25 protein-coding genes and 3 tRNA genes are annotated in these 24,127 nt (G+C 37.2%); 13 read left to right on the plus strand and 15 right to left on the minus strand.

Annotated elements, in window-relative coordinates:
- Window position 1: 1 nt before the first annotated feature.
- Window positions 2–694 carry a TIGR00266 family protein gene (locus tag KN1_RS08600; protein ID WP_221287096.1) on the minus strand — a complete coding sequence of 231 codons (693 nt, stop codon included), beginning with the start codon at window positions 692–694 and terminating at the stop codon, window positions 2–4.
- Window positions 695–732: 38 nt separating this feature from the next.
- On the opposite strand from KN1_RS08600, the gene proC reads away from it, so the two are divergent.
- Together proC and KN1_RS08610 are read left to right on the plus strand one after the other, a co-directional pair.
- Window positions 733–1,518 carry a pyrroline-5-carboxylate reductase gene (gene proC / locus KN1_RS08605; protein WP_221287098.1) on the plus strand — a complete coding sequence of 262 codons (786 nt, stop codon included), beginning with the start codon at window positions 733–735 and terminating at the stop codon, window positions 1,516–1,518.
- A 70-nt stretch (window positions 1,519–1,588) separates the two neighbouring features.
- Window positions 1,589–2,947 carry a RuvB-like helicase gene (locus KN1_RS08610; protein WP_221287104.1) on the plus strand — a complete coding sequence of 453 codons (1,359 nt, stop codon included), beginning with the start codon at window positions 1,589–1,591 and terminating at the stop codon, window positions 2,945–2,947.
- A gap of 45 nt (window positions 2,948–2,992) precedes the next feature.
- Here KN1_RS08610 and KN1_RS08615 read toward each other — a convergent pair whose 3' ends face one another.
- A complete protein-coding gene (locus KN1_RS08615; protein ID WP_221287106.1) occupies window positions 2,993–3,445 on the minus strand; it encodes an NUDIX hydrolase in 453 nt (150 codons plus the stop codon).
- A gap of 2 nt (window positions 3,446–3,447) precedes the next feature.
- A complete protein-coding gene (locus tag KN1_RS08620; protein ID WP_221287108.1) occupies window positions 3,448–4,887 on the minus strand; it encodes an L-aspartate oxidase in 1,440 nt (479 codons plus the stop codon).
- Between the two features lie 64 nt (window positions 4,888–4,951).
- On the opposite strand from KN1_RS08620, the gene KN1_RS08625 reads away from it, so the two are divergent.
- Together KN1_RS08625 and nadC are read left to right on the plus strand one after the other, a co-directional pair.
- Window positions 4,952–5,518, plus strand: a complete 567-nt coding sequence (locus tag KN1_RS08625) for a GMP synthase subunit A (RefSeq protein ID WP_221287109.1) — start codon at window positions 4,952–4,954, stop codon at window positions 5,516–5,518.
- The gene (gene nadC / locus KN1_RS08630) at window positions 5,518–6,351 is read left to right on the plus strand and encodes a carboxylating nicotinate-nucleotide diphosphorylase (protein WP_221290622.1); all 834 of its coding nucleotides are present in this window, start codon (window positions 5,518–5,520) and stop codon (window positions 6,349–6,351) included. The genes KN1_RS08625 and nadC overlap by 1 nt, the downstream gene beginning before the upstream one ends.
- 21 nt (window positions 6,352–6,372) lie before the next feature.
- Here nadC and KN1_RS08635 read toward each other — a convergent pair whose 3' ends face one another.
- The 3 genes from KN1_RS08635 to KN1_RS08645 form a co-directional block, all read right to left on the minus strand.
- Window positions 6,373–7,074 (minus strand): DUF929 domain-containing protein, encoded by a 702-nt coding sequence (locus KN1_RS08635; protein WP_221287111.1) that lies wholly within the window; start codon window positions 7,072–7,074, stop codon window positions 6,373–6,375.
- A 697-nt stretch (window positions 7,075–7,771) separates the two neighbouring features.
- Complete coding sequence (locus KN1_RS08640) at window positions 7,772–9,394, minus strand: thiamine pyrophosphate-binding protein (protein WP_221287113.1); 1,623 nt, start codon at window positions 9,392–9,394, stop codon at window positions 7,772–7,774.
- Between the two features lie 37 nt (window positions 9,395–9,431).
- Window positions 9,432–9,521, minus strand: a tRNA-Cys gene (locus KN1_RS08645).
- Between the two features lie 66 nt (window positions 9,522–9,587).
- Between KN1_RS08645 and KN1_RS08650 the strand changes: the two genes are divergently transcribed.
- Window positions 9,588–10,148, plus strand: coding sequence for a nucleotidyltransferase (locus KN1_RS08650; RefSeq protein WP_221287115.1), 561 nt, complete (start codon window positions 9,588–9,590; stop codon window positions 10,146–10,148).
- On the opposite strand, the gene KN1_RS08655 is transcribed toward KN1_RS08650, so the two are convergent.
- The gene (locus KN1_RS08655) at window positions 10,145–10,315 is read right to left on the minus strand and encodes a 50S ribosomal protein L40e (protein ID WP_221287116.1); all 171 of its coding nucleotides are present in this window, start codon (window positions 10,313–10,315) and stop codon (window positions 10,145–10,147) included. The two genes, KN1_RS08650 and KN1_RS08655, sit on opposite strands and share 4 nt — an antisense overlap.
- A 68-nt stretch (window positions 10,316–10,383) precedes the next feature.
- Here KN1_RS08655 and KN1_RS08660 point away from each other — a divergent pair, with 68 nt between their 5' ends.
- Both KN1_RS08660 and aspS read left to right on the plus strand, forming a co-directional pair.
- Window positions 10,384–10,890: a transcription elongation factor NusA gene (locus KN1_RS08660; RefSeq protein ID WP_221287118.1), complete on the plus strand. Its 507-nt coding sequence runs from the start codon at window positions 10,384–10,386 to the stop codon at window positions 10,888–10,890.
- Window positions 10,891–10,893: 3 nt separating this feature from the next.
- The gene (gene aspS, locus KN1_RS08665; RefSeq protein ID WP_221287120.1) at window positions 10,894–12,183 is read left to right on the plus strand and encodes an aspartate--tRNA(Asn) ligase; all 1,290 of its coding nucleotides are present in this window, start codon (window positions 10,894–10,896) and stop codon (window positions 12,181–12,183) included.
- On the opposite strand, the gene truD is transcribed toward aspS, so the two are convergent.
- Window positions 12,180–13,280 carry a tRNA pseudouridine(13) synthase TruD gene (gene truD / locus KN1_RS08670; protein WP_221287122.1) on the minus strand — a complete coding sequence of 367 codons (1,101 nt, stop codon included), beginning with the start codon at window positions 13,278–13,280 and terminating at the stop codon, window positions 12,180–12,182. The genes aspS and truD overlap by 4 nt on opposite strands.
- 29 nt (window positions 13,281–13,309) lie before the next feature.
- A complete protein-coding gene (pth2, locus tag KN1_RS08675; protein WP_221287124.1) occupies window positions 13,310–13,675 on the minus strand; it encodes a peptidyl-tRNA hydrolase Pth2 in 366 nt (121 codons plus the stop codon).
- Window positions 13,676–13,727: 52 nt separating this feature from the next.
- Here pth2 and KN1_RS08680 point away from each other — a divergent pair, with 52 nt between their 5' ends.
- From KN1_RS08680 to fen, 5 genes are all read left to right on the plus strand, one after another.
- Window positions 13,728–13,925: a zinc finger domain-containing protein gene (locus KN1_RS08680; protein ID WP_221290623.1), complete on the plus strand. Its 198-nt coding sequence runs from the start codon at window positions 13,728–13,730 to the stop codon at window positions 13,923–13,925.
- Window positions 13,926–13,935: 10 nt separating this feature from the next.
- The gene (locus KN1_RS08685) at window positions 13,936–14,211 is read left to right on the plus strand and encodes an elongation factor 1-beta (protein WP_221287126.1); all 276 of its coding nucleotides are present in this window, start codon (window positions 13,936–13,938) and stop codon (window positions 14,209–14,211) included.
- A gap of 93 nt (window positions 14,212–14,304) precedes the next feature.
- Window positions 14,305–16,608 (plus strand): CDC48 family AAA ATPase, encoded by a 2,304-nt coding sequence (locus KN1_RS08690; RefSeq protein WP_420857145.1) that lies wholly within the window; start codon window positions 14,305–14,307, stop codon window positions 16,606–16,608.
- A gap of 4 nt (window positions 16,609–16,612) precedes the next feature.
- Window positions 16,613–16,843, plus strand: coding sequence for a hypothetical protein (locus KN1_RS08695; protein ID WP_221287129.1), 231 nt, complete (start codon window positions 16,613–16,615; stop codon window positions 16,841–16,843).
- Window positions 16,840–17,901 (plus strand): flap endonuclease-1, encoded by a 1,062-nt coding sequence (gene fen, locus KN1_RS08700; RefSeq protein WP_221290625.1) that lies wholly within the window; start codon window positions 16,840–16,842, stop codon window positions 17,899–17,901. The genes KN1_RS08695 and fen overlap by 4 nt, the downstream gene beginning before the upstream one ends.
- A 485-nt stretch (window positions 17,902–18,386) precedes the next feature.
- Here the strand turns inward: fen and KN1_RS08705 are convergent, their stop codons facing one another.
- The 4 genes from KN1_RS08705 to KN1_RS08720 all read right to left on the minus strand — a co-directional run bounded on the left by KN1_RS08705 (window position 18,387) and on the right by KN1_RS08720 (window position 22,606).
- Complete coding sequence (locus KN1_RS08705) at window positions 18,387–20,033, minus strand: hypothetical protein (protein ID WP_221287130.1); 1,647 nt, start codon at window positions 20,031–20,033, stop codon at window positions 18,387–18,389.
- Window positions 20,034–20,718: 685 nt separating this feature from the next.
- Window positions 20,719–20,823, minus strand: a tRNA-Leu gene (locus tag KN1_RS08710).
- A gap of 85 nt (window positions 20,824–20,908) precedes the next feature.
- Window positions 20,909–21,646, minus strand: coding sequence for a hypothetical protein (locus KN1_RS08715; protein WP_221290626.1), 738 nt, complete (start codon window positions 21,644–21,646; stop codon window positions 20,909–20,911).
- Window positions 21,647–21,706: 60 nt separating this feature from the next.
- On the minus strand, window positions 21,707–22,606 hold the full coding sequence (locus KN1_RS08720) for a glycosyltransferase family 2 protein (protein ID WP_221287132.1): 900 nt from the start codon (window positions 22,604–22,606) through the stop codon (window positions 21,707–21,709).
- A 14-nt stretch (window positions 22,607–22,620) separates the two neighbouring features.
- Here KN1_RS08720 and KN1_RS08725 point away from each other — a divergent pair, with 14 nt between their 5' ends.
- The gene (locus KN1_RS08725; RefSeq protein WP_221287134.1) at window positions 22,621–23,685 is read left to right on the plus strand and encodes a glycosyltransferase family 4 protein; all 1,065 of its coding nucleotides are present in this window, start codon (window positions 22,621–22,623) and stop codon (window positions 23,683–23,685) included.
- A gap of 2 nt (window positions 23,686–23,687) precedes the next feature.
- Here KN1_RS08725 and KN1_RS08730 read toward each other — a convergent pair.
- Together KN1_RS08730 and KN1_RS08735 are read right to left on the minus strand one after the other, a co-directional pair.
- Window positions 23,688–23,788, minus strand: a tRNA-Leu gene (locus tag KN1_RS08730).
- A 46-nt stretch (window positions 23,789–23,834) separates the two neighbouring features.
- Window positions 23,835–24,104, minus strand: a complete 270-nt coding sequence (locus KN1_RS08735) for a stationary phase-response protein (RefSeq protein WP_221287137.1) — start codon at window positions 24,102–24,104, stop codon at window positions 23,835–23,837.
- Between the last annotated feature and the right edge of the window lie 23 nt (window positions 24,105–24,127).

The following is a 24,127-nucleotide window of genomic DNA, read 5'->3' on the forward strand; positions in this document are numbered from 1 at the left end:
TTTAAAAGGGCAGCTGGATTCCTCCTTGCTGTCCGCTGGGTAAATACGGGATAAGAGACATTGCTAGCTGTTCTGCAGTGAGAGTGTGTAGCCACACTCTGCCAGGTCCGGTAATAGTTACGAAGAATAACCCTTCGTGAGCAAAGAATATGGACCTCAAGCCTCCGACTAGTTGAACACTATACGGCATTCCTTCTTGGAATGCCATTAAATGGGAAGCCTCAACTTGAATAGTCTCACCGGGCTGGAGATCCCTAACGATCAGTCCCCCGTAAGAGTGTAAAAATACGTTACCGAACCCGTTAAACTTCGCTAAGAAGAGCCCTTCACCGCCCAATATCCCAGCAGTAAGCCTGGCTAACTGTGCGTCGTAGTTTACACTCGTCTCGGCTGCTAAGAATGAGTGAGATTCAGCTAGGATCCCTCTTCCCTCTAAAGGTATCTGAACAATTTTTCCGGGGAATATACCTGATAAAACTACTTCACCCGGTCCATAAAACTCTGTAACAAAGAAAGACCCGCCAGTTAAAGCCCTCTTAATTCCAGATAAAAGACCTCCTCTCATTCTTGTTTGTAAGTTTACAGTTGCTGTCTTCATAACCATATGTCCAGCGTCAGCGTATATCCCCTCATTTGGAGCTAAATACACTTTGAGATATTGCAAATCATCTCCTTGAATTTCGTATTGAGGCATAAGAAATTATATTTAAAGTGATTATAAAAGTCTTCTAAATGGTTTCAATATCTATTTTGGGTGCAGGTAAGATTGGAACAGCAATAGCCAAGTCTATAAAGGATAACTTTGAGGTGATAGCAACCGCAAGGAGTGAAGCTAGTTTAAAAAGAATTCAAGAACTAGGGATAGCTTCAACTAGAGATAATTCTTATGCTGTAAATAAATCAGATATAGTAATAATTAGTGTAAAGCCTCAACATTTTAGGACATTACTTACTGAAATAAAACCTGAGCTCTGGATAGGTAAAAAGGTAATTTCGGTAATGGCTGGAGTTAAGCTCCTTACACTGTCAAGATTACTCAAAGGAGCAACGGTATTTAGAGCGATGCCAAACATAAATGCCGTCGTCGGAAAAGCGACAACTGCTATATCGCCTCAGAAGGACGAAACTGTAGAGAAGATCTTTTTATCAATAGGGAATGTTTACTGGGTTCAGGAAGAGCTCTTGGATGCGTGGACTGCAATTATAGGGAGCGGCCCAGCCTTCTTGGCTGAAATAGTTGACGCGTTTGCGTTAGGTGCAGTAGCTTGCGGAATGCCTAGAGAACTCGCATATGATGCGATTTTAGACATGGTTGAAGGGACAGTTTCACTGCTTAAGAAATGTAAGACTCACCCCGTATTCTTACGCGACCAAGTGACCACACCTGCTGGGACGACTATAAGAGGGCTGATGGTCATGGAGAGTGAAGGAGTGAAATCTGCTATTATTAAGACCGTAGAATCAGCATATCAGAGGGCTGTAACTATTGGGAAAGAAATAGATAGCTCCGTTCAGTAACTGAAAATAAATATTACTTCATATTAATTTTGAGTTAAATTCAAAAGTAGAGACTATAATTTAAATAGTGATGGCTGAGATAAGAGAAATTAAAAAAGTAGAAAGAGAAAAGGCATCAATTCATAGTCATATTTCAGGTTTAGGGCTTGACGAAAAAGGTAAGCCAATATTTAAAGCAGATGGGCTAGTAGGACAAGTAGAAGCAAGAGAAGCTGCAGGTATAGTGGTGCAATTAATAAAGCAAGGTAAAATGGCCGGTAAGGGGATCCTCTTCGTAGGCCCACCCGGTACCGGGAAGACGGCCTTAGCAATTGCTATAGCGAAAGAATTGGGCGAAGATACTCCGTTTACCATAATGAATGCGTCTGAAATTTACTCAACTGAACTGAAAAAGACCGAAATTCTTACTCAAGCTATAAGGAAGTCGTTGGGATTAAGAATAAAACAAAGGAGGACCGTTTATGAGGGAGTCGTTAAAGACATTAAGCTTAAAGTAGCAAGGAGTAAGTTTAACCCTTATGCAGTGATGCCTAGAGAAGCTCAAATCACACTAGCAACTAAAGACGATGAAAGGACTTTAAATGTGGGCGATGCTATTGCAGCTCAATTAATGAAAATGAATATCAGAAAAGGAGACGTAATCTGGATTGATGCTGAGACAGGTGAAGTGGCCAGAGTGGGTAGAGCAAAGGGGACTGAAGGAGAAAAAAGCTACGATATAGATGTAGTTAAACAAGTTGACATACCGACAGGACAAGTCAGAAAAGAAAAAGATATTACATTTACAGTAACTCTTCACGACCTAGACTTAAATATAGCAGCTCAAAGTATATCAATAACTGCCCTATTCAGCTTCTTTACAGAAAGAGAAATTAACCAAGATATAAGGAGACAAGTAGATAAACTGGTAAAGGACATGGTTAATAAAGGAGAAGCTGAACTAATACCGGGCGTATTGTTCATAGACGATGCCCACATGTTAGACATAGAAGCTTTTTCATTTCTTACTAAAGCGTTAGAATCTGATTTAGCACCTATATTAATCCTTGCTACTAATAGAGGAATAACAAAAATCAGGGGTACAGATATAGAATCACCTCACGGTATGCCATTGGATCTACTAGACAGGCTGCTTATAATACCAACAAGGCCTTATAACCAAGATGAAATAAGAGAAATAATCAAAATACGTGCTGATGAGATAGAAGTAAAACTTGATGATAAAGCACTAGATTTATTAACAAAGTTAGGCGTTGAAAACAGTTTAAGATACGCAGTACAGTTACTAGAACCGTCCTTAATAATCGCACAAAAGAAAGGAAGAGATAATATATCGCCAGAGGAGGTAGAGGAAGCGGCAAAGCTGTTCAGCGATACAAAGAGAAGCGTAAACTATGTAAAGGAGTATGAAAATCTACTACTCAAATGATGATTGAAGACGGAACCGAACAGTGAAGAGTCGTTGCCGGACTGATCAGTGCCCTAAGCAGATCTGGTATAACTTTTTTTCAATTACATCTTTGAGTATACGATAAGTCATGCCCCATATTTTTAAATCCCCATAGTAGAATGACTCTTGATTAACTTCTAGATCTTGAGGTCTAATCCATATAGCCTTATCGACTTCGTCCTTTTGGATAACTGGTTCAAATTCTCTTTCTACGCATCCTAAAAACGCTTTTACTTTCATATCAGGTGCATTGTTAGGAAAATAAGTTCCTAATTCTTTAACTATTTTAGGTCTTATTCCTACTTCTTCATAACACTCTCTCATAGCCGCTTCATAACACGATTCTGAGTTCTCCCTTCTCCCTCCTGGAAAGGCTACATGTCCACTCCACGGATCTCTTGGATTTTGCTTTCTCTTTATAAGCAAAATGTAACCGTTTTTTGACACTATCACGGTTACAGCGGCTTTGCATTCCATATTTACGAATTAAAAACTCTAAAGTATATTCTCTTCTCCCACTTTGGATCCTTATTCGGAAAATCTTCTCTGTAGTGATTACCTCTGCTTTCAGTTCTTATATCTGCCGCTAGAGCTGCTAAATAAGATACTAAAATATCAGGTCTGCTTCTTGAAGGATAATAAATAGATGTTAACTTATTTAATCTTTCATGATTTCTGATAATACCTAAGTTTTCCCAGTTTAGTTTCCTAATTTGTTCTAACGGAAGAGAGGAGGGACTTGAACTATCATCAATAACTCTTATACTATTAATTATACCGTCGTTAGTGGAGATCCCTTCCCATTCTAACTCTACGTAATAAGGTAAGTTAACTCCAAATACTAATCCCTCTAATAATGAATTACTTGCTAACCTATTAGCACCATGAAGGCCACTATCGCTGACCTCACCTATCGCATATAAGTTATTTATGCTTGTCTCACCCCTTATATTTACTCTCACACCGCCATCAACAAAATGTGCAGCTGGAGAAATCGGTATTAGATCCTTTTTAGGATCCTTATTATGTCTCTTTAAGTAAGCTGAGACTACTGGGAATTTTTGGTCAAAATTATCTATGTCTCTTAAGTCCATAAAGGCGTTATGACCCTTTAGCATTTCCATATAAATAGCCCTTGACAATATATCTCTCGGAGCTAACTCACCTTTAGGATGATAATTAAATAAGAACCTTTCTCCATTCTCGTTTACAACTTTAGCACCTTCACCCCTTAGGGTTTCAGTCATAAGGAAGGTCTCGCCATCGAGTTTTGCAACAGTTGGGTGGAACTGAATAAATTCCATATCGCTTAAAATTGCACCAGCTTTAAAAGCCAATGCCATACCCTCACCTATATTCGTAGGTTGAGTAGAAGTATATTCAAAGAGATAAGCATAGCCTCCAGTAGCAAGGACTACCTTTTCAGCATCATTAATTATTCCTCTACCCGCAGTTACAAACCCTCTTATAGTGTTATCTTTTACTATAAGATCTGTTACCTTATCTTCAATAACCGGGATCCCGAGGTACTTAGCCTTATTCAGCAAAAATCTAAATATTTCTCCACCTGTTTCATCTGTTTTAAACATCACTCTTCTTTTAGAATGTCCACCTTCAAGTCTTAGTCCTTTTTCGAATTCAAAGCCCCAGGACTCAAGTGTTTCGATCGCATGTCTTCCTTCCTGAGTTACGTACCTAACGGTTTTTACATCACAAAGACCATCTCCTACTCTTATAGTATCTTCAGCGTGTATTTCCGGACTATCATCGCTAGAAATCGCAACTGCAATTCCACCCTTCGCTATGGGAGTAGACCCTCCGTCTATTTTTTTCGTTATCACTGTAACCTTATATCCGGCAATTTTTAGTGCTACTGCCGCCGAGAGACCTGCAATTCCAGAACCTATAATATAGATCATTTCATATCGAACTTGTGTTCGGAATATAAAAGCTTTAATCCTAATATGCTACATTTCAATTACTGTGAAAATAGCCGTAATTTATTTCGGTGGACAGTACAACCATCTTATTGTAAAGGACCTAAAGTATTTGGGAGTAGAAGCTGTTGCAGTAACGCCTGATAAACCAGTGGAATTTCTTAATAATTTTGATTGTATAATTTTTGGAGGGGGGCCCTATTCAGTAGCCAATGAATTAGATAAGATGGGTAACGCTAAAGAGTACGTATTAAAGACACAATCACCCAAAATGGGGATATGCTTAGGTCACCAGTTAATAGCAAAAGTATTAGGAGGAGAAGTCACAAGAGCCAAGAACCCAGAATATGGCTTGGTAAACGTAGTGGTCGATGATGAGGATACCTTACTACAAGGGTTAAAGCCCTCTATTAGAGCTTGGGAAAGCCATACAGATGAAGTCGTAAATGCACCTCAAGGTTTTAGAGTATTAGCCCACAGTGAAAATGCAAGAGTTCAAGCTATGGTAAACAGCAATAATACTATATTTGGAGTCCAATTCCATCCTGAAGTTAAACATACTGAAAAAGGGATAGAAGTATTCAAAAATTTTATTCAGGCTTGTAGAAAATGATCGTAGAAAGACTAGCAGTACAGAAATTATTGGCAATGCTAGAAGAGGATGTCCTTCCTGAAGATGTTACAAGCAAAGCGGTAAAAGGGATAAAGTCTAGAGCCTCTATCATAGCTAAGGAAGACGGATTATTAGCGGGAAACAAGTTTATCATTTTATTTTTAGAACAACTAGGGTTTAAAATTCTCGATAAAATGACTGATGGAAGTGCGTTTAAAAAAGGAGATAGATTACTTGAGTTTGAAGGAGACGGAGAAGATATACTAGTCGTGGAGAGGTTAATTCTAAATATATTAAGCAGATTATCTGGTATAGCTACAATAACGTCACATATGGTTAAGCTTGCTAGATCCGTTAATCCGAACATAATAATAGCTGGGACGAGGAAAACAACTCCTGGACTAAGGATCTTTGAAAAATACGCAATAGAAGTGGGCGGAGGGGATCCACACAGATATAATTTATCAGACATGGTACTGATAAAGGACAACCATATTGCTCTGTTAGGAGGAGTTAAACCAGCAATAGAAAAAGTTAAAAAATATGTAAGTTTCTCTAAAAAGATCGAAGTTGAGGTCACCAGCCTTAAAGAGGCATTAGAGGCATATGAAGCAGGGGCAGATATTATCTTACTCGATAACATGTCCCCTAAAGAAATCGAAGAAGTAGTAGAACGTCTTAAAGGGAAAATACTGTTAGAAGCATCTGGAAGAATAACACCAGAAAACATATTAGAATATGCGAAAACCGGAGTAGATATTATATCCAGCGGTTATATAACTCATAGTGTGAAATCTATAGATCTTTCACTAGATATTAAAAAAATAGATTAATTTAGCGTATCTTCTTCCTTTCTATACTAAATTTTGTATAGTTTCAACTTTATTTTTAATAAAGGTAGTATTTAGATGTGTAATTAAATATTGTGGAGACATACCTTGAATAAATGAAGGATTATACATGTATCCAATAAGTAAATACGTTCCCTTATCTCCGGATATTAAAATAAGTGTTGGAATATGTGGTGGGTTCCCCATATATGCAGCAGCTTGGAAAAAGCCACCTTGAGCCCATTTCTCTACTACGTATTCCTTAATTAATTTGTAATAATTAGGGAAATCCTTTTGTATTTGATTTAAACCATATTGTATATAATTACTTATTTGAGAACCGGATGCAGTTGCATTAAGATATCTATTATAAAGATATAAAAATCTGAAATGGATAGAAGAATTCGGCTTAAAAGATAGAAATATAAGGCTAGGCGTATTAGGATATACATCATAAGGATCTGAATAAGAAAAATTATAGTAAATCTTACCATAGTGAGAAAGAAATGCATATAAAACCCAGCTATCCGCTGCACCGAAAGGACAGCCATACCATGAAATAAATATGATACATGAAATCCCAGCCTGAGCTAAATCTTGGTTGCTAACCTTGATGAAAGAATTAAGAGGAACTTCGATCGGATATAATAAATAAGGAAGAATTAAAAATATTAAAAATATAATTACCAATGGAAGAACGAACAAGCGCATATTAATTTTTCTCATCTTATTATATCCGTATAAAACTTACTTAAGTAAGTTACTCCTATTTTTACTTAATTATGTAAAAATTACAAAAATCATATAATATAGAAAGCGATAAGCAAAGCATATAAAGTTAACAATTATCTAGAGACTAATACAAATTTAGTAGTGGTAATTCTCTTTGTGAGTAGGCTTCTCGATCTCGCTAAGTTCTCCTCTTATTAGTTTAGCTACAACTTCCTCTACAGTAATTTAAAGAGTTAAATATATTTTTACTTACCTTGTTTTTAACAGCCTTACACCATGCATACCTATTTCGATTACAATAATAGAATCAACTGTCTTATCTAAAGCTGATTTAAGCATATATACCTCTTGTTACACTTACTTTTAGTGCGGGTTCTTATTTTTTCAATTAAGTGCGGTTTACCATCCTTTTATTTCAAAAATTACCGCTTCAAATCCCTATCCTGGCTCATCTACTATTCCATTAGTGACTGGTATAGCTACTTTCATCGATATCAATTTTGATATCGGAAGTTAGAAAAATATCCTTGACTTAGTTATATTTAAAAATCTAAAGGATTTATTATGAAATGAGCCAGCATTATCTTAAGTATAATTAATTGTTAAAATCTTACTCTACTAATATAAATCATTAAGGAAATATAGGTTATCTAATTTACTTCTCCTAATAAATTATTTATAAAGAAAAAAGTTAAAATAAGACAGACTGATAATCTGGTTCTATTTTAACATTTATCACATTAATTCTATTGGGATCTATATTTAATAACGCGCTCTTAAGATCTGAGACCCCTACTACGGTAACAGCCTTTAGTTCTCTTTCTAAAACATTATCATAATTCTCACTGCGCGGAGTCTTACTTATTGTTGGTATATCGGAAGAAGCAACGTCTATAGCGGTAGCTCCATTATCGTTCATTACTAGTAGGATACCTTTTGACTTATTAATACGGGTGCTTAGTATTCCTAGGTTGGAAATTACTCCTTCTACATCAGTAATAGCAATATTATGGGGGTCATTTGACCTTACTATACCCCCTATAGCTATTGTACGTTCAAGCAGGGATTCACTGGTGATCCACGTATAAGGTCTCTCGATTGGTAACCGGACAAAATCTAGAGTAGGAGCTGTTAGGTCAATAAAAACTTTTGAGAACTGATATTGTTGTATTACCCTGACCACATCATAGGGCCACAAACCTCCGTGCGAATTTAATATGTAAATTTTTCTATATGTTTTTATTTTCTCTTGAGAGCCTCTCTTTATCGCCTCCTTAAATTTAGATTTCATCACAGTCAAAAGTTCCCTGAGGAATAAGCTAGTATCCGCGACTAACGGTACGTGAGCCATAAATACTTTACCTATATCTTCGCCGTCTATATTGTTATGAACCAAATACCCCTTAATCTTCATAGACCAACCTGCAGTTGTCAGCTGTGTGAATCTGGTACCTATGGCTAATATTACATCTGCATCTTCAAGTAATTTAGAACCTTCGCTAGTCGCAAAAAGTCCTAATCCTTCTCCTGCACTTAGAGGATGAGATGCGGGTATGGAGCCTTTAGCCCTGAACGTGGTAATAACCGGGATATCTAATAGTTCGGCTAACTCTATTAGTTCCTTAGTTGCTCCTGAAGCAAGTACCCCATAGCCGGCTACAATAACTGGGTTTTTGGAATTCCCTAGCAGTTCACCTATTTTTGCAACAGTGTTTTTATCAGGGGTCCTTTTCTCAGGCTTTTGCTCTGCAGGCGAAAGGGGATATGCCTTAAGCTTAAAGAGGTCTTCTGCTATCTCTATATATACTGGCCTGTTTCTGTTACTTAAAGTTTCTTTATATCCTTTCTCTACTGTTACTGTAATTTCTTCTATACTTACTACCCTTTCTCTCAACTTAGTTATTGGGGCTAAAATAGAAGATACGTCATCCGGTGTACGTAGTTCTCCTATTCTACTCCTTCCAGTATCTCTGTAAGACCGTACTGTAGATATCACGAGAAGGGGCTGTGAATCTATATAAGCCTGGGCAATTACATCAGTTGCTTCTAATACCTTGTTACCTGGAACTATTAATGCAGTGCCCACGGTATTATTTTCCCTCGAGTAGGAATCAGCCATCAAGATGGCTTCTCTTGCTGAGGTAGTAACATTTGCATTAATCTCGTATTGCTTAAGCCTTTCAAAAATAAATTCAGGAGCACTATAAGGTATAAAAACGTCTTTAATTCCAAGTTCTTTTATTACATAAGCTAATGCTTCATCCCCTTTCATTTCTTTACCTACTGTTTCCTCTTTCCTTTTTGGTTGGCTCACAACATATTACGGCTTACAAAAGTATAAATTTTTTAAAAGCCGGGGGCGGGACTTGAACCCGCGGAAATAGCGGGTGCCAGCTATTAATCTCTGCGGCCCGCCGCCTTAACCGCTCGGCCACCCCGGCAACTAAAAATAGGATATGTCATAAAAGTATTTTAAGGTTATTGTGGTGATTGTTTAGCGTGAGATTTTGATACCGTATTCAAAGGTAGGTGAAGTACTGAAGGAAATTAGACAACTTACTGACTTTATAATTATAGGGGATACTATTGTCGACCTAGAACTAGGCAAAAAAGGCACAGAAAGCGATGTAGATCTTTTCGTCTTGTCAGTAAGCGTATTTATAGATGAAGATAGAATAAGGGAATTCGCATTTGATCGTGGCTGGGATTTCGGAAAAACACCTATAGATACGCCTAGATTGGTAGTAGGTGTAGACGATGAACAGTTACAAATAGATATGTATGAAAATATTCAGGACTTTTTTGTCCCGCAGGAAATTATCGATAACGCGACCGAGAGAAAAATAGGTAATGAGCGTTTTAGAGTTATTAGAATAGAAGACTATATACTACTAAAGGCCAATGCGTTTAGAGAGGAAGATGAAGATGAATTGAAGACCTTGGTATATCTAATTGGAAGCGGGAAAATAGAAATAGATAAGAATTATTTAAAATCCCACATCCAATTCTTTGAAGAAAATACAAAAAGTATTGAAGATCGACTTAAAAGTATAGGTATTAAGGTCTAACCTTTCTTGGCTGGTAATTCTTTCTTCTTTGGTCTAAGATTTTTACTGTGACATCTTCTGCATTTTGTTGCTCTCATCGAATTCAGAGCTCCGCATTCTCTACATACTTTCTTTATAAAAACCCTTTGTTGTACTATTTGTAGTTTCACGGGATCGGTGAGTGGCATTTTTAACCCCAATTCACATATATCAAACAGTTCAAAAAACTTTGTGTCAGAGGCGGAGTTGAATTAGGATGAAGATACCATTGGACTACATTTGTGTTAAAAGCGGGCTTTTATGCAACCGTTGTCAATCTATGATAGATCGTGGTGAAGTAGAAAATTTTGAAGTAGAAGTAATGAAAATTTTGTTGGATCTAGAAGAAACACAGTTTAAAGAGTTAAAAGACACCACGTACCATAAGGCATTCAAATTAGACAGTTTGCTGATATTAATAGTCACCAGCGGCCCGTCAATGACTTATCAGAAATGGATTAAAGTTGCTAAGATTCTACAGGATAAATTAGGAGTAAAAGTAAGAATCCTAGAGAAAAGCAACAATATAAAATCTACTGCGAGTCAGCTTTTAACGCCAGCTAGAGTTCTAGGCGTAAATACAGTATGGTTACCTGACGGGACTGTCCAGTATGTAGTGAGAGTATCTAAATATGAAAAGAAGTTCTTACCGGCAGACGAAACATCATTAGAAACAGCTTTATCAAAAATCCATGCAATCCCAGTCAGAATAAGGGTGGAATAAGAGTTGCTTAAGAACTATTATAACAACCAAATATTACCAGAGCTTGACGGTAAAGAAGTTATTGTAGCTGGTTGGGTTCACAACATAAGAGACCTTGGAGGAAAGAAATTTATAGTGCTTAGGGACGTAAGCGGGCTAGGTCAAATAGTAGTAGATAAGGATAGCCCTGCATTTAAGATAGCTAATGAGTTAACTCAAGAGAGTGTAATAAGAATAAAGGGGAGAGTAAAAGCCGATAAAAGAGCACCTAGAGGCGCAGAAATACATGCTGAAGAGATAGATGTATTAAGTTTAGCTAAAGCACCATTACCGTTAGATGTCAGTGGAAAAGTAAAAGCTGATATCGATACAAGGCTAAGAGAAAGGGTTCTTGATTTAAGAAGACCTGAGATGAGTGCAGTAGTTAAAATACAGTCTACAGTACTTAGGGCATTCAGAGAGACCTTATATAATGAAGGGTTCATAGAGATTTTTACACCTAAAATAATAGCTTCCGCAACAGAAGGAGGCGCCCAGCTTTTCCCAGTAATTTATTTTGGCAAGGAGGCATTTCTAGCTCAGAGTCCCCAGTTATACAAGGAGCTTATGGCTGGTGTAGTTGAGAAAGTCTTTGAAATTGCCCCCGCATGGAGAGCAGAAGAATCCGATACACCTTACCATCTAGCTGAGTTCATAAGCATGGATGTAGAGATGGCCTTCGCAGACTATAATGATGTAATGGAACTTATCGAGAAATTAATTTCCAACATCGTAACTAAAGTAAATGAGAATTGTGCGGAAGAGTTAAAATTACTTAACTATACTCTTCCTAAAATTAATTTACCTATCAAAAGAATACCATATAAAGAGGCAATAGAAATTTTACAGAGTAAAGGACTAAATATTAAATTCGGAGATGATATAGGAACACCAGAATTAAGAGTGCTTAATGAGACTATAAATGAAGAACTGTACTTTATAATAGATTGGCCTACTATGGCTAGACCTTTTTACACTAAAATTAAGGACTCTGATCCCGAGGTCAGTGAGAGTTTTGACTTAATATATAAATGGCTTGAAATAGCTTCTGGGAGTACAAGGAATCATAAAAGAGAAGTATTAGAAGAAGCTATTAAGAAGAGAGGACTAAGGCCTGAGAGTTTCGAATTCTTTTTGAGGTGGTTTGACTACGGAATGCCACCTCACGCAGGGTTCGGAATGGGATTTGCGAGGTTAATGGTCATGCTTACCGGCATACAGAACGTTAAAGAAATAGTGCTGTTCCCAAGAGACAAAAAACGCCTAACGCCCTAAGTAAAACTTCTTGGATCAGCACGACTAATTTCTCTTATTACTAATGTGGCATACATACCGCGATCTAAGGAAAAAGAAATTTTTTTAGTTTCACTTTTTGTCTCTACCCTGACATTTCTCAACCTCATAAAAGCCCTTCTTCTTAAATCCTTTAAATTTACTTTAATTTCAGGGATATGAAAAGAATATCCTAATATTCCCTCTTCTATCGCTATTTGTCTAATTATGGGATCTAACGGTTCTGTAAACTTTTTAGGAATAGTTAAAAATACATCGTCGCTCTCCCTTCCTCTTAAGTTATCTGCTACTAGAGAAAGGTATTTATTGAAAAGGTATGACTGATATGCCTCGACAAAAAACCTGAGCGGCGTCTTAACCTTTTTTAAGGCTGATAGACAATCCTCACCTTTAGCTAAGGCTTTTATAACCTCTCGTTCGTCCCTAAACTTTTTAGGAAAGAGCTGTATAGCTTTCTCGTAGTCACCCTTTTCATAAGCGAGCCTTGCCTCCTTAACCTTATCGTTTTCGCTTTCGAAAGGACGTCCTGCTAACCATCTTATAGATTCACACCAGTCTCTAAGCAACAAATATTTACCTACAATATGGGTATTAGGCCTTATGGTTCCGAATCTTTGATAACCTATATAAGCAAACAAGTACTTAGTATTACTCATCACTGACAGTCTTCTTTCTAATTCTCTGTTATTGTCACTAACAAGTTCTATTTCAAACATATTACCAGTGTGGTTGAATTTTTCGTCTGAGAATCCCAAAAATATTAATTCAAATTTGTCGTTTCTATACTCGTTAATTTCAGGTTTTGAAGTAAAATATATTATTTGTTCAGTTACAGCGTTAGTATCTTTGATCCCTATGTAACTTGGTTTCATTTTACAGATGGTACTGATTTTATCAATTACCGTAAAGTGATCTATCCCAACTTTTCTCAGGAGGTATACTGCATATCTTCCCTTATCTTTTCCTTTCCATTCGCTTACTGGCTTATTTGATATCTCTTCGACCACTTTAAAACCATAGGGCCTCGGTATAGTTACACTTATCGGCTCCCAGTTTTCATTTATATAGTATTTTTCCATGCCTAAAGAAATATCTAAAGGGTGTGGAGTTACAGTAATTTTAGGTCACCAGTTATCTTATCAATAATTTCTGATGGGGCGGGGCCTATTCCAACACATGTTGGAGTACCGGGCTCTAATTGCGTTTTACCAGCATCCTGAATAATAACAAATGGAAGATTATAATCTTGAGCAAGTTTTGATCTCCTTAACATTTCATCCAAGCTATTTACTTTAACTACTATTTTAGGTTGGCCCTCAGATAACCATTCCTCTAACCATTCTCGCCAGTTATTTTTCCCCTTATACAGTATATCTAAAACTAAAGATACTGCTGCATGGGCTGCTTGTGCAGCTATTTTCCCTTTTCCCATCTCTAAATCTGTCCTTACAACTATAACCATTTTTATAGGCATAAGCAAAGAGAGAATTTATAAGCCCATTAAAAAAGTATTGTAAGCAATGAGTATTTCATTTAGGTTAAGCTTAAAAGAGGAAATAGAACCGCCAGTCTGTTCAAGTTGCGGCAAGATAATACACCCTAGAGAAAAAGGAGTAGAATTCATTTGCCCTAATTGCGGAGAGGTAATAATAAGGAGATGTTACGAGTGTAGAAAACAAGGAGTTACATATATATGCCCCAAATGCGGGTTTGAAGGACCATAAGGTGAAAAAGGTGACGGATGTCTTAGTAATACTAAAAGTGTATCCAGAGAGCGATGAAATAAATCTAGATACTTTAACTGAGGAGATTAATAAAAAATTACCACAAGGCTATAAGCTTGTTAGAAAAGATACTGAACCAATAGCATACGGGCTAAAAGCCCTTGTAGCATACATACAGATGCCAGAGAATACCGAAGGGGGAACTGAAGCCCTTGAAGATATAGTAAACGGAATACAAGGAGTAAGTCACGCTGAAGTAGTAGGAGTTACAAGATTAGGTTTTTAAGGCCTCGTTATTTTTAACCAATAAAAAGAATATAATAATAGTTGATGCTTAAGCTCTTATACCTCAATTTTTATATTACTTAATGGGATCGCATTGAGTAGTGCTGAATTTTCTCCTTCGAAGAAGGAGCTTATATTGAGAGTTGTTGAAGCTAAGCAAAAAGATGTAGGAAGAGGAAAAGTAAGGATAGATATTGACTTACTTTCACAGATAGGGGTTAACCCTGGGGAAGTTGTTGAGATCGAAGGACAGAGAAAGACGGCAGCTATTGCTTGGCCTTTGGCCCCAGAGGATACGTTAAATGAAGAAGATAAGTACATCATAAGGATGGACGGAATAACAAGAAAAAATGCAGGAGTAGCTATAGGTGATAAGGTAATAGTTAGAAAAGTTAGTCCTAAGATAGCTACTAGCGTTAGGTTAGCCCCTTCAAACTTCTCAATTACTGTTGACCCAGGGTTCATTTCTTATGTTAAGAAAAAACTGAAAGACACACCCCTTGTAGAGGGTGATACTGTCCTAATCCCGGTATTGGGGCAAGCGATACCCTTTAGTGTTATACAAGTTAGACCTCAAGGTGTAGTTATCGTCTCTGATGAGACTAGTATTACGATATCAGAAAAACCATTCGAACAAGCTAAGTACCCTAGAGTCACATACGAAGATATTGGCGGAATGAAACACATAATCCAGAAAATAAGAGAGTTAGTAGAATTACCCTTAAGACACCCAGAATTATTCAAAAGACTGGGTATTGAACCACCTAAAGGTATACTACTTTATGGACCACCTGGAGTAGGAAAAACTTTATTGGCTAAAGCTGTTGCAAATGAAACGGAGGCGTATTTTACTTCTATAAATGGACCTGAAATAATGAGTAAATTTTATGGTGAGAGCGAGCAAAGACTTAGGGAAATTTTTGAGGATGCTAAGAAGCACGCACCAGCAATAATCTTCATAGACGAAATAGACGCAATAGCCCCTAAGAGAGATGAAGTTATAGGAGAAGTGGAGAGAAGGGTAGTTGCACAGCTGCTTACCTTGATGGACGGCCTTGAAAATAGAGGAAACGTAATAGTAATAGCGGCTACTAATAGGCCGAATGCAGTTGACCCAGCACTCAGGAGACCAGGGAGGTTTGATAGAGAACTAGAGATACCCTTACCAGATAAGCAAGGAAGACTAGAAATATTACAAATTCATACTAGGAGTATGCCTCTATCTAAAGATGTTGATTTACAGAAACTGGCAGATATGACCCATGGATATACTGGAGCTGACTTATCAGCACTAGTCAGAGAAGCCGCGATGAACGCCCTAAGAAGGTACTTACAAATGATCGACCTTAGCCAAGATAAAATACCTCCTGAAATCCTAGAAAAAATGGAAGTAAACATGGATGACTTTCTCAAAGCATTTAAGGATATTGTACCCAGCGGACTAAGGGAAATTTACGTAGAAGTGCCAGAAGTTCATTGGGACGACATAGGAGGATTAGAAGACGTTAAAGAAGAGTTAAGAGAAGTAGTAGAGTATCCGCTAAAATACAGAGAAGCCTATGAGACCGTCGGTATTGAACCGCCTAAGGGTATTTTGTTGTTTGGTCCACCCGGTACTGGTAAGACTATGCTAGCAAAAGCAGTAGCAACAGAAAGCGGAGCAAACTTCATAGCAGTAAGAGGACCAGAAGTACTATCAAAATGGGTAGGAGAAAGCGAAAAAGCAATAAGAGAAATATTCAGAAAAGCAAGACAAGCAGCACCCACAGTAATATTCTTCGACGAAATAGACGCAATAGCACCAATGAGAGGACTATCGGTTGATAGTGGGGTAACAGAAAGGATTGTAAACCAACTACTAGCAGAAATGGACGGTATTGAAAAATTGGAGAATGTAGTTGTTATTGCTGCTACTAATAGGCCTGATATATTAGACCCAGCACTACTAAGGCCCGGGAGATTCGACAGACTAATCTACGTACCACCACCAGACAAAAGAGCAAGACTAGAAATACTAAAAGTACACACCAAAAACGTACCAATGGCAGAAGATGTAACATTAGAAGAGATAGCTGAAAAGACGGAAGGATATACTGGAGCTGACTTATCAGCACTAGTCAGAGAAGCTACATTAAGGGCTATAAGAGAACAAATGACAGATTGCATGAAGAAAGCTGATGATAACTGTAAGAGAGGAGATTCAGAGTGTAGGGAAAGAACAATACGAGAGTGCATGAGCGGAAAAGGAGCTCTGGCAGAGAGAAGGCACTTCGATTTTGCTCTAAAGAAAGTAAGACCGTCGGTAACACCAGATATGGTTCAATTCTACCAGAACTGGGTCGATAAGGCAAGACAGCAACTACCTAGAGCTAATGTAAAGCCTAGTACCTTTACGTGAGAGAATGTGGAGAGAAATACCTTTACATTATGTTATTTTAGAAAGATTAAAAAAGCGTACAGGACCCGTGACCGACGAGGACTTATACGAAGAAGTTAGAAAGTCTACCGATTATGAAGTACCTTATTCTGATTTTTTAAAAGCATTAATGAAACTAGAAATGAGAGGGTATATCACGGTAACACTAATAAAAGAGAATGTACGAATGATCACATATATAGGTGATAAAGAATAGGAGTAGATCTTTCAGAGCTGGTTGAAGACATAAAGAGAGAAGTTAGCCTAGGTGAGCTTAAAGGTAAAAAAATAAGTATTGATGCTTATAATGCTCTATATCAGTTCTTGGCTGCTATTAGGCAACCAGATGGGACACCCTTAATGGATTCTCAAGGACGAGTTACGAGCCATTTAAATGGACTTTTTTATAGGACTATTAGTATCTTGGAAGAAGGAGTTATACCAATCTATGTTTTTGATGGTAAACCGCCTGAACAGAAAAGCGAAGAACTTGAGAGGAGGAAAAAAGTTAAAGAAGAAGCTGAGAGAAGATTAGATCAGTTAAAAAAGGAAGGTACAGGTGAAATAAAAGAACTTAAAAAGTATTCGCAAATGTCTATTAAGCTAACTAATGAAATGGCTGAAGAAAGTAAAAAATTATTAGACCTTATGGGGATACCCATAATACAAGCTCCAAGTGAGGGAGAAGCTGAAGCCGCTTATATTAATTCTCTAGGCTTATCTTGGGCTACAGGTAGCCAAGATTACGACTCACTCCTTTTTGGTGCTACGCGTCTTGTGAGAAATCTTACCATAACTGGGAAAAGAAAATTACCTAGAAAAGATGTATACGTGGAGATAAAGCCAGAATTAATAGAGCTAGCAGAACTCCTTAGAAAACTCGGGATAACTAGAGAACAATTAATAGATATCGCTATACTCATAGGTACTGACTACGACCCTGAAGGAATAAAGGGAATAGGAATTAAGACAGCGTATAGGATAATTAAAAAATACGGGAAAATTGAAACAGCTGTGGAAAAAGGGGAAGTATCAAAACAAAAGATCACCTTTAACATAGAGGAAATAAGGAATCTTTTCCTTAATCCATTAGTTAAAAGACCAGAAAATAACCTCGAGTTAAAAGATTGTGATGAGGAAGGTATTGAAGAACTTCTCGTAAAAGAGCATGATTTTAATGAAGAAAGAGTAAAGAACGCAATAGAAAGGCTAAAGAAAGCTAAAAGAGAAGCTAAAGGGGCTGAAAGACAGAAAGGATTAGATCAATGGTTTTAATTTGTCTAAAGAATAGTCAATTGTTAAAAAACATGGTATCATCACTGAGCTATGAGTTATCGATAGAAGGAATATCGCTCTGGAGTAACAGTATGGAGCATTGGTAGCATTTATTGAAAATCGAGCAGTAGAGTATTATACTAAATACTTACATTTGTATTTATATTTCATTTCATGTTAAATACCTAAGAGCAGGAGCCTAAGTCTTAAATTTTGGTATATTATATACTTAAATTATATACTTAAAATCAATAAAAACATGCCAAACGTAACAATTTTACGTAAACTACTATATTGACATAACATACCTTAAGAAAAAGTTTTACAGATATTACGACTTAATTTTCGCAGTTTTTCGTATAAATACTATCTAGTATCGCAAATAATAGAATGATATAAAGTTTGTGGCATTTTAGAAAATATAAATAGCTTAGTGGAAGGTGCTACGACCAGAAAATAACAATTATTTATTCTAGTCAAAAAGCTTAATATTCCATACATGTTATTCCTTGATCCTTTAAATACTTTCCCAACTCATACTCTAAGAACGAGAGTATCTCCTCCTCACCCTCCCTAGCATTAAGACTATACATCAACCCATTAAGATAATCTTGTACTTGCTGAACATATATTATCTTCTCATTCCTCGTCAAATTAGGCTGAGATTCTATACAACTACTAGCGAAGTTCAGAGCCTCATTATACACCTTATTCAACTTCTCCACATAACTCCCAGCATTACCAACTATCTCCTGCTCATCACCCCACTCCTCAACAGCCATCACTGCTGAAAAAGCAATACCAGCAAGAACCCCAGAAGTAATAAGGCTACTAATAGCCCTCTTAGCACTCCTCACGCTACCCAAGACAATACTAACAGCATCCTTCTGCTTTAGACCGTCAATAAAGTTATCGATATCAGAAACACTAGGAACCTTCATAATAGAAAGTATATAAAAACCCCACTCAAAGTCCTTTGGAGGAGGCTGCAAAAGCAAACTCCGATCATTATAAAACACTTGCCCATCGGCACCTGTCGCAAAACTCATAATACCGCTCACTAGCCCTAAAACACCGTAATCCGTACACATGTCAGAATCACTAGGGTTATCCTTACTCAGATAAACCGGGGCACCAACAGACATACTATTCAACATGAAATTGCTTGACACAAAACTGTCGTAAAATTCGGGATATAGTAGGGATCCTTCGGATTTTTTGTAGAATGGTGAACCTTTCGGGAAGTTGGCCACTACGACTCGCATATACCCTAGGAATAACTGGTTAGGGTAGCCTTGAATTGCCGCACCAGCTCCATAGTACCCAGGGTAGAGATAGGGGAACTTACTACTTAAGTCTAGCAGGTAATTAAGTACGGATTTACTTATATATGTATGCCTTTCTTTAGTATATTTAAAATCGGAGATCTTATAGATTGCTAAATAATTTAATGCAGGTTGGTATGTTAGTAGTTGGGGTGTCGCCGACGGGAGTACTAACTGGTCTACAGATTTTTCATAGTTAATATCACCCCCAAGGCTATAGTACACGGGGTCTTTCCAAGTGCCATAAAGTCCAGATTTGGCTAAAACGGGTATTATACAGACTTGCATAGAGTTCTCGTTTAATGACGCGGCGTATTGATTTAACGCCTCTGCAGTTATCCTAGTTCCCCCGCCAACAGTTAAATCCGACTTAAAATAGCCAAATTGTGCCCCACCTTGGAACACATAGTATTTTCCAGATCTCCAGTGGCTTGGGTCACACCCACCGATAAACCACATTAACCCTTCCTCATTAGACTTTATCAAAACCCCTTGTCTTATAATCTCCACTAGCGACGTCGTATCCGACCTCATCCTTTCTGGGACTATTATTGCCGGGTAAAGCCAGAACATGTTGTCCCTATAAGCCCTCCTGTTACCGAGGACTTGACACTTAGCGTTTTTCAGGTATTCCTCTGGGACACCTTCACGCCCGCCTGCTACGGCATTAGTGTACTCCCCTTCAAACTGTCCTATCGTCTCGTTGTTAGCTTGATTATTTTTCTCTATAAAATTCCGATATATAGCATAGTTATAATCGGCATTTTGAGTTGAGATCTCTTCTAATTCTTGCTGTTCTTGAGACATTAAGACCTACTCTTAGCTCACATTTTATAACCTTTTCATAATATTAGAGAGCGGACATAGTGCTGTCATTGAGCTAAAAGTCTCTTCACAGTACTTAAGGCATGTTAAGTCCTTTTCCTACACCGTCGTTACAAGAGCAGGATTCTTTCATACACTATTTATAACTTAATATAAAGCACTATGATCACTCTCATATTATATAAAACATAGAAATTATGTGTGACATTTTACGTAAAACTCTTAGTTTCGATATGTTTTTATTAATTATATTTATACCCGGTCAAAGTCTATAGGACAAGGTAACTTAAGAATATTAAGTATATTAACGAGAAAACCATCGTACTTTAATACTTGCCGAAGTATAAGATTATTTAAGATTAACATTTACCTAAAAACTTACGTATGATATTGTTTTTACTAATTAGACGTGTCCTATTATATACTTCACGATTAGGGTTTGGGCTCTCCAAGATTTAACTAAGATTAAGTATAAGTGTGTACGTATAATTATGGTGATAAAAGTTTTAAAAAGTGTTTAGCATAGTACTCAGCTGCGACGATTTTTCCAATAAGTGTTACCCGTGAATTAGTGGGGGAGGATTGTACTGCAGAGAGGGATTAGAGTGGTTAAAGAAGGAACCGTTATTATTATCTTTAGGCAATGTAGGTTTTACGTAAAAATACATGCGGGGGGTGGGACTTGAACCCACGCAGGCCTACACCAGCGGAGCATACTGCTCCTTATAAGAGTCTCAGTCCGCCCCCTTTGACCTTGCTCGGGCACCCCCGCACTTACATAATTAACTGATATACAATTAAAAGTTTACGATAGTAGTTATTTTTATGTATCTCATGTGTTATTTTTTAGCTGAGTTTTAGCCGGGCTTGAAAGTTCCAACTTCTTCAGGTTCTTCATACCACTTAACTTTTCTACCTATTTTAGCTCTCATCTTCCATTTCATTGATTTAGGTTCATCTTCAATCGCCTTTTTTAAAACTAACAGTTTATCTGTTATACACTTGGGGGGATTAAACTCCTTTAGTAACTTCTCTATATTATCACAGACAGTAGTATAGAATCCCCAGTCATCAGCTAATAGCTTACTTATATATTTTACGTCAATTGTTTTTTCGCTGTCTTTATCGCCTAGTTCTAAGTCGTAAAGTATGGCAAAAATGTCCTTAACATCGTTTTCTGTCATTTTAACTATCTGCAATTTCGTTAAAAGTAAATCAGAGGGAGGAATAGTTATCTTCATAATTCCGAGCCTGTCCTTAAAAGACATTTTATGGCACATTTCAAATTCATCTAAAAATACATCTACGTTGGAATTTAGCTCAGGGTCATAGAAAATTAACCTCCTGTCACCATGTAGAGCGTTAAATCTTTTGTTACCTTCCATCCCAAAACTTTCTAAAAGTTCGGAAATTTTCTTACTCTGTTTAGAAAGGCCGAAAAAGTCTATATCTTTATAATTTCTAGGAAATTTTTCAGCTCCTCTGGGTGCTAATAGGGCAACGGCAGCCCCTCCAATTAACCTGAGTAGTATATCTCTCTTATTAGCTTCTTCTATTATTGTAATCCCTCTTTGTAATAATTTCTCCTTTGTTATATTACCTATGTTTATCCACCTGCCTATCTAAATATAACTTGAACCTCCTTAATATCCATTTTACCTTCTTTTTGAACCCTTATTAATTAAAGCATAAGTAAATCCGTATGGAAGTCCAAACACTAAACTTAGACCCGGGATAAGATTTAACAAGTATCTCTTCGGTGATTTATAATACCTTAGTCCAAACATGATTATAGGTATGTAAAGGAATGAGAAATAAGGGGATATAAGCAGTGATAATAGAGCAGTAACATAATAGCTACCGTAGTAAGTGTATCCAGTTAGCATCTGAAATTGGGTTAACCCGTCTAATACCAACATCATATCGTATTTTGACCTCCAGAGGTTCCGTCTCGCTTCCTTGATAGAGGAAGCCAAAGTCTCGCGCGCATGAACCTTGTTAAGGTGTAAACACCTACCCTTAGTAGGTTTAACCTTATATCCCATTTTCTTGAGTTTTGCGTATAACCAAACATCTTCATCCCTTTCATACCTTTCATCAAAAAAACCTAATTCTCTAATTATGTCGACATTCAACGCCGAGCAACCAAGATTCGGATTTTCCTCTAAAGGATCAAACTCTTCTTCTAGTTCTTTTTCATCGTAAGCGTAATGCATCCATGTAAACGCCGCTCCGCCTTTTAAGTTTTCAACCATCCTCGTGAAAGCGTTATTGGAAGGTATAACATCACTATCTAACATTATTACGTACTCTTCTTTTGCTAACTTCAACATCTCGTTCCTTAATTTAGCCATGTTTACCTTTTCAAGCCTTCTAGCTTTTATGTGAGTGACTTTAAATTGGGAAATCAGTTTATCTAAGTCTTCTCTTTCTGAATTATCATAGACAATAACGCTATAATTTCCTTCAGATGCCAATCGGATCACTTTACTCAAAACTATATTAAGCCAATCGCTCTTATCGCTAGGACCAACAGGTATAATTATCTCGACCACGTGTTTGTACTAAAGTGAATGGGGTAAAAAGTATAGCAGTAATAGCACACGGTTACTCCAGCACTAAGTTTTCTGGCGAAGGTAAAGTGTTTTATGAAACCATTAAGGCTCTACAAGACTCAAAAATAGGCAAGATCGAATTAATTACTTTTTCTAAGCCTAGGGAGAACTTGCCTTTTGACGTTAGGTATGTGGTGCCTTTCAGGTTGGCAAAATTTGATAAATACCAGAGGATTTTAACTTTAAGGAAAGCCAGAAGTATTAAGCCATCATTGTTTTTAAACCTCAGCGGTACTCTACTAAAACTTTCTGATATAGCACCCCATATAGCCTATTCTGCTGCCCCTGCTTTTACCACGCCAAGTAAGTATACCTCTTCTAAGTTTTGGCGTTTATATCTTTACCCATTTGAAAAATACGTAAAGACACACTTAGATAAAGACGCTATTATTATTTCTAATTCATATTACTCAGCCAAAAAGATTGAAACGTTAGGTCTCAGCGTAAAAAAAGTCATTTACCCGCCGGTAGATGTTGAAGAATTTATGGCTAATGATGAAAAGGGTAAAAGAGAAGAAGCAATAATCACTATAGCTAGAATAGAAAAAGGTAAGATGATTGAAAATACAATAGAAATAGCAAGACTCACAAGACTAAAAACCTATATAGTGGGTTCCCTAAGTGATAAGACCTATTTAAAAAAGTTGAGGGAATTGTCAAAAGGCCTTGACGTACATTTCCTAACTGACCTTCCTAAACCGGAACTAGTACGTTTAATGCATAAGGTTTCCGTCTATTTCCACCCTACAGTCGGAGAACATTTTGGAATACCAGTAGTAGAGGCAATGGCATCAGGTGTAATCCCCATAGTTCCATCAGAGAGCGGTGCTGCAGAAATAGTCCCTGGTGAACTTACGTATTCCAACTTAGAGGAGGCAGCAGATAAAATAAAGAAATATATAACTGACGATAATAAGTTAAGAAGAGAACTCGTAAGTAGATCTAGGGATTTTTCCTCAAATATTTTTAGAAATAAGATTGTTGAAGTTGTAATGGAAACTCTTGGGATTAACAATTAAGATGCGGGGGGTGGGACTTGAACCCACGCAGGCCTACGCCATCGGGGTACTTACCATTGGGGTCCTAAGCCCGACCCCTTTGACCTTGCTCGGGCACCCCCGCACTACAACAAATGGGCTATTAAGGTAAAAAACTTTATCTGAAAAAATTAGTCTTTGACAGTCTCTAGCATAGATACAATATTCCAAATAGATATACGAGTATGAGTAGGCATATTAGGGTCTTGACTAATATCTTCTAGAATTCCAATAGCATTAGCTGCCCTAACAGCTGGGCTTAATGATTGGTCTTGTAAATTTCTTATTGCGTCCGTAGCAGCTCTTCTAATATTTCGGGGTACACTAGTATCATTTACAATTTTTTGGAGCATAGCAATTGCTTGCTTGATTTTAGACTCGTTGTCGTAAAGGGAAGCCATCAAAACATCACCGACTCAATAAT

It is taken from the genome of Stygiolobus caldivivus (genome assembly GCF_019704315.1).
Taxonomy (GTDB): domain Archaea; phylum Thermoproteota; class Thermoprotei_A; order Sulfolobales; family Sulfolobaceae; genus Stygiolobus; species Stygiolobus caldivivus.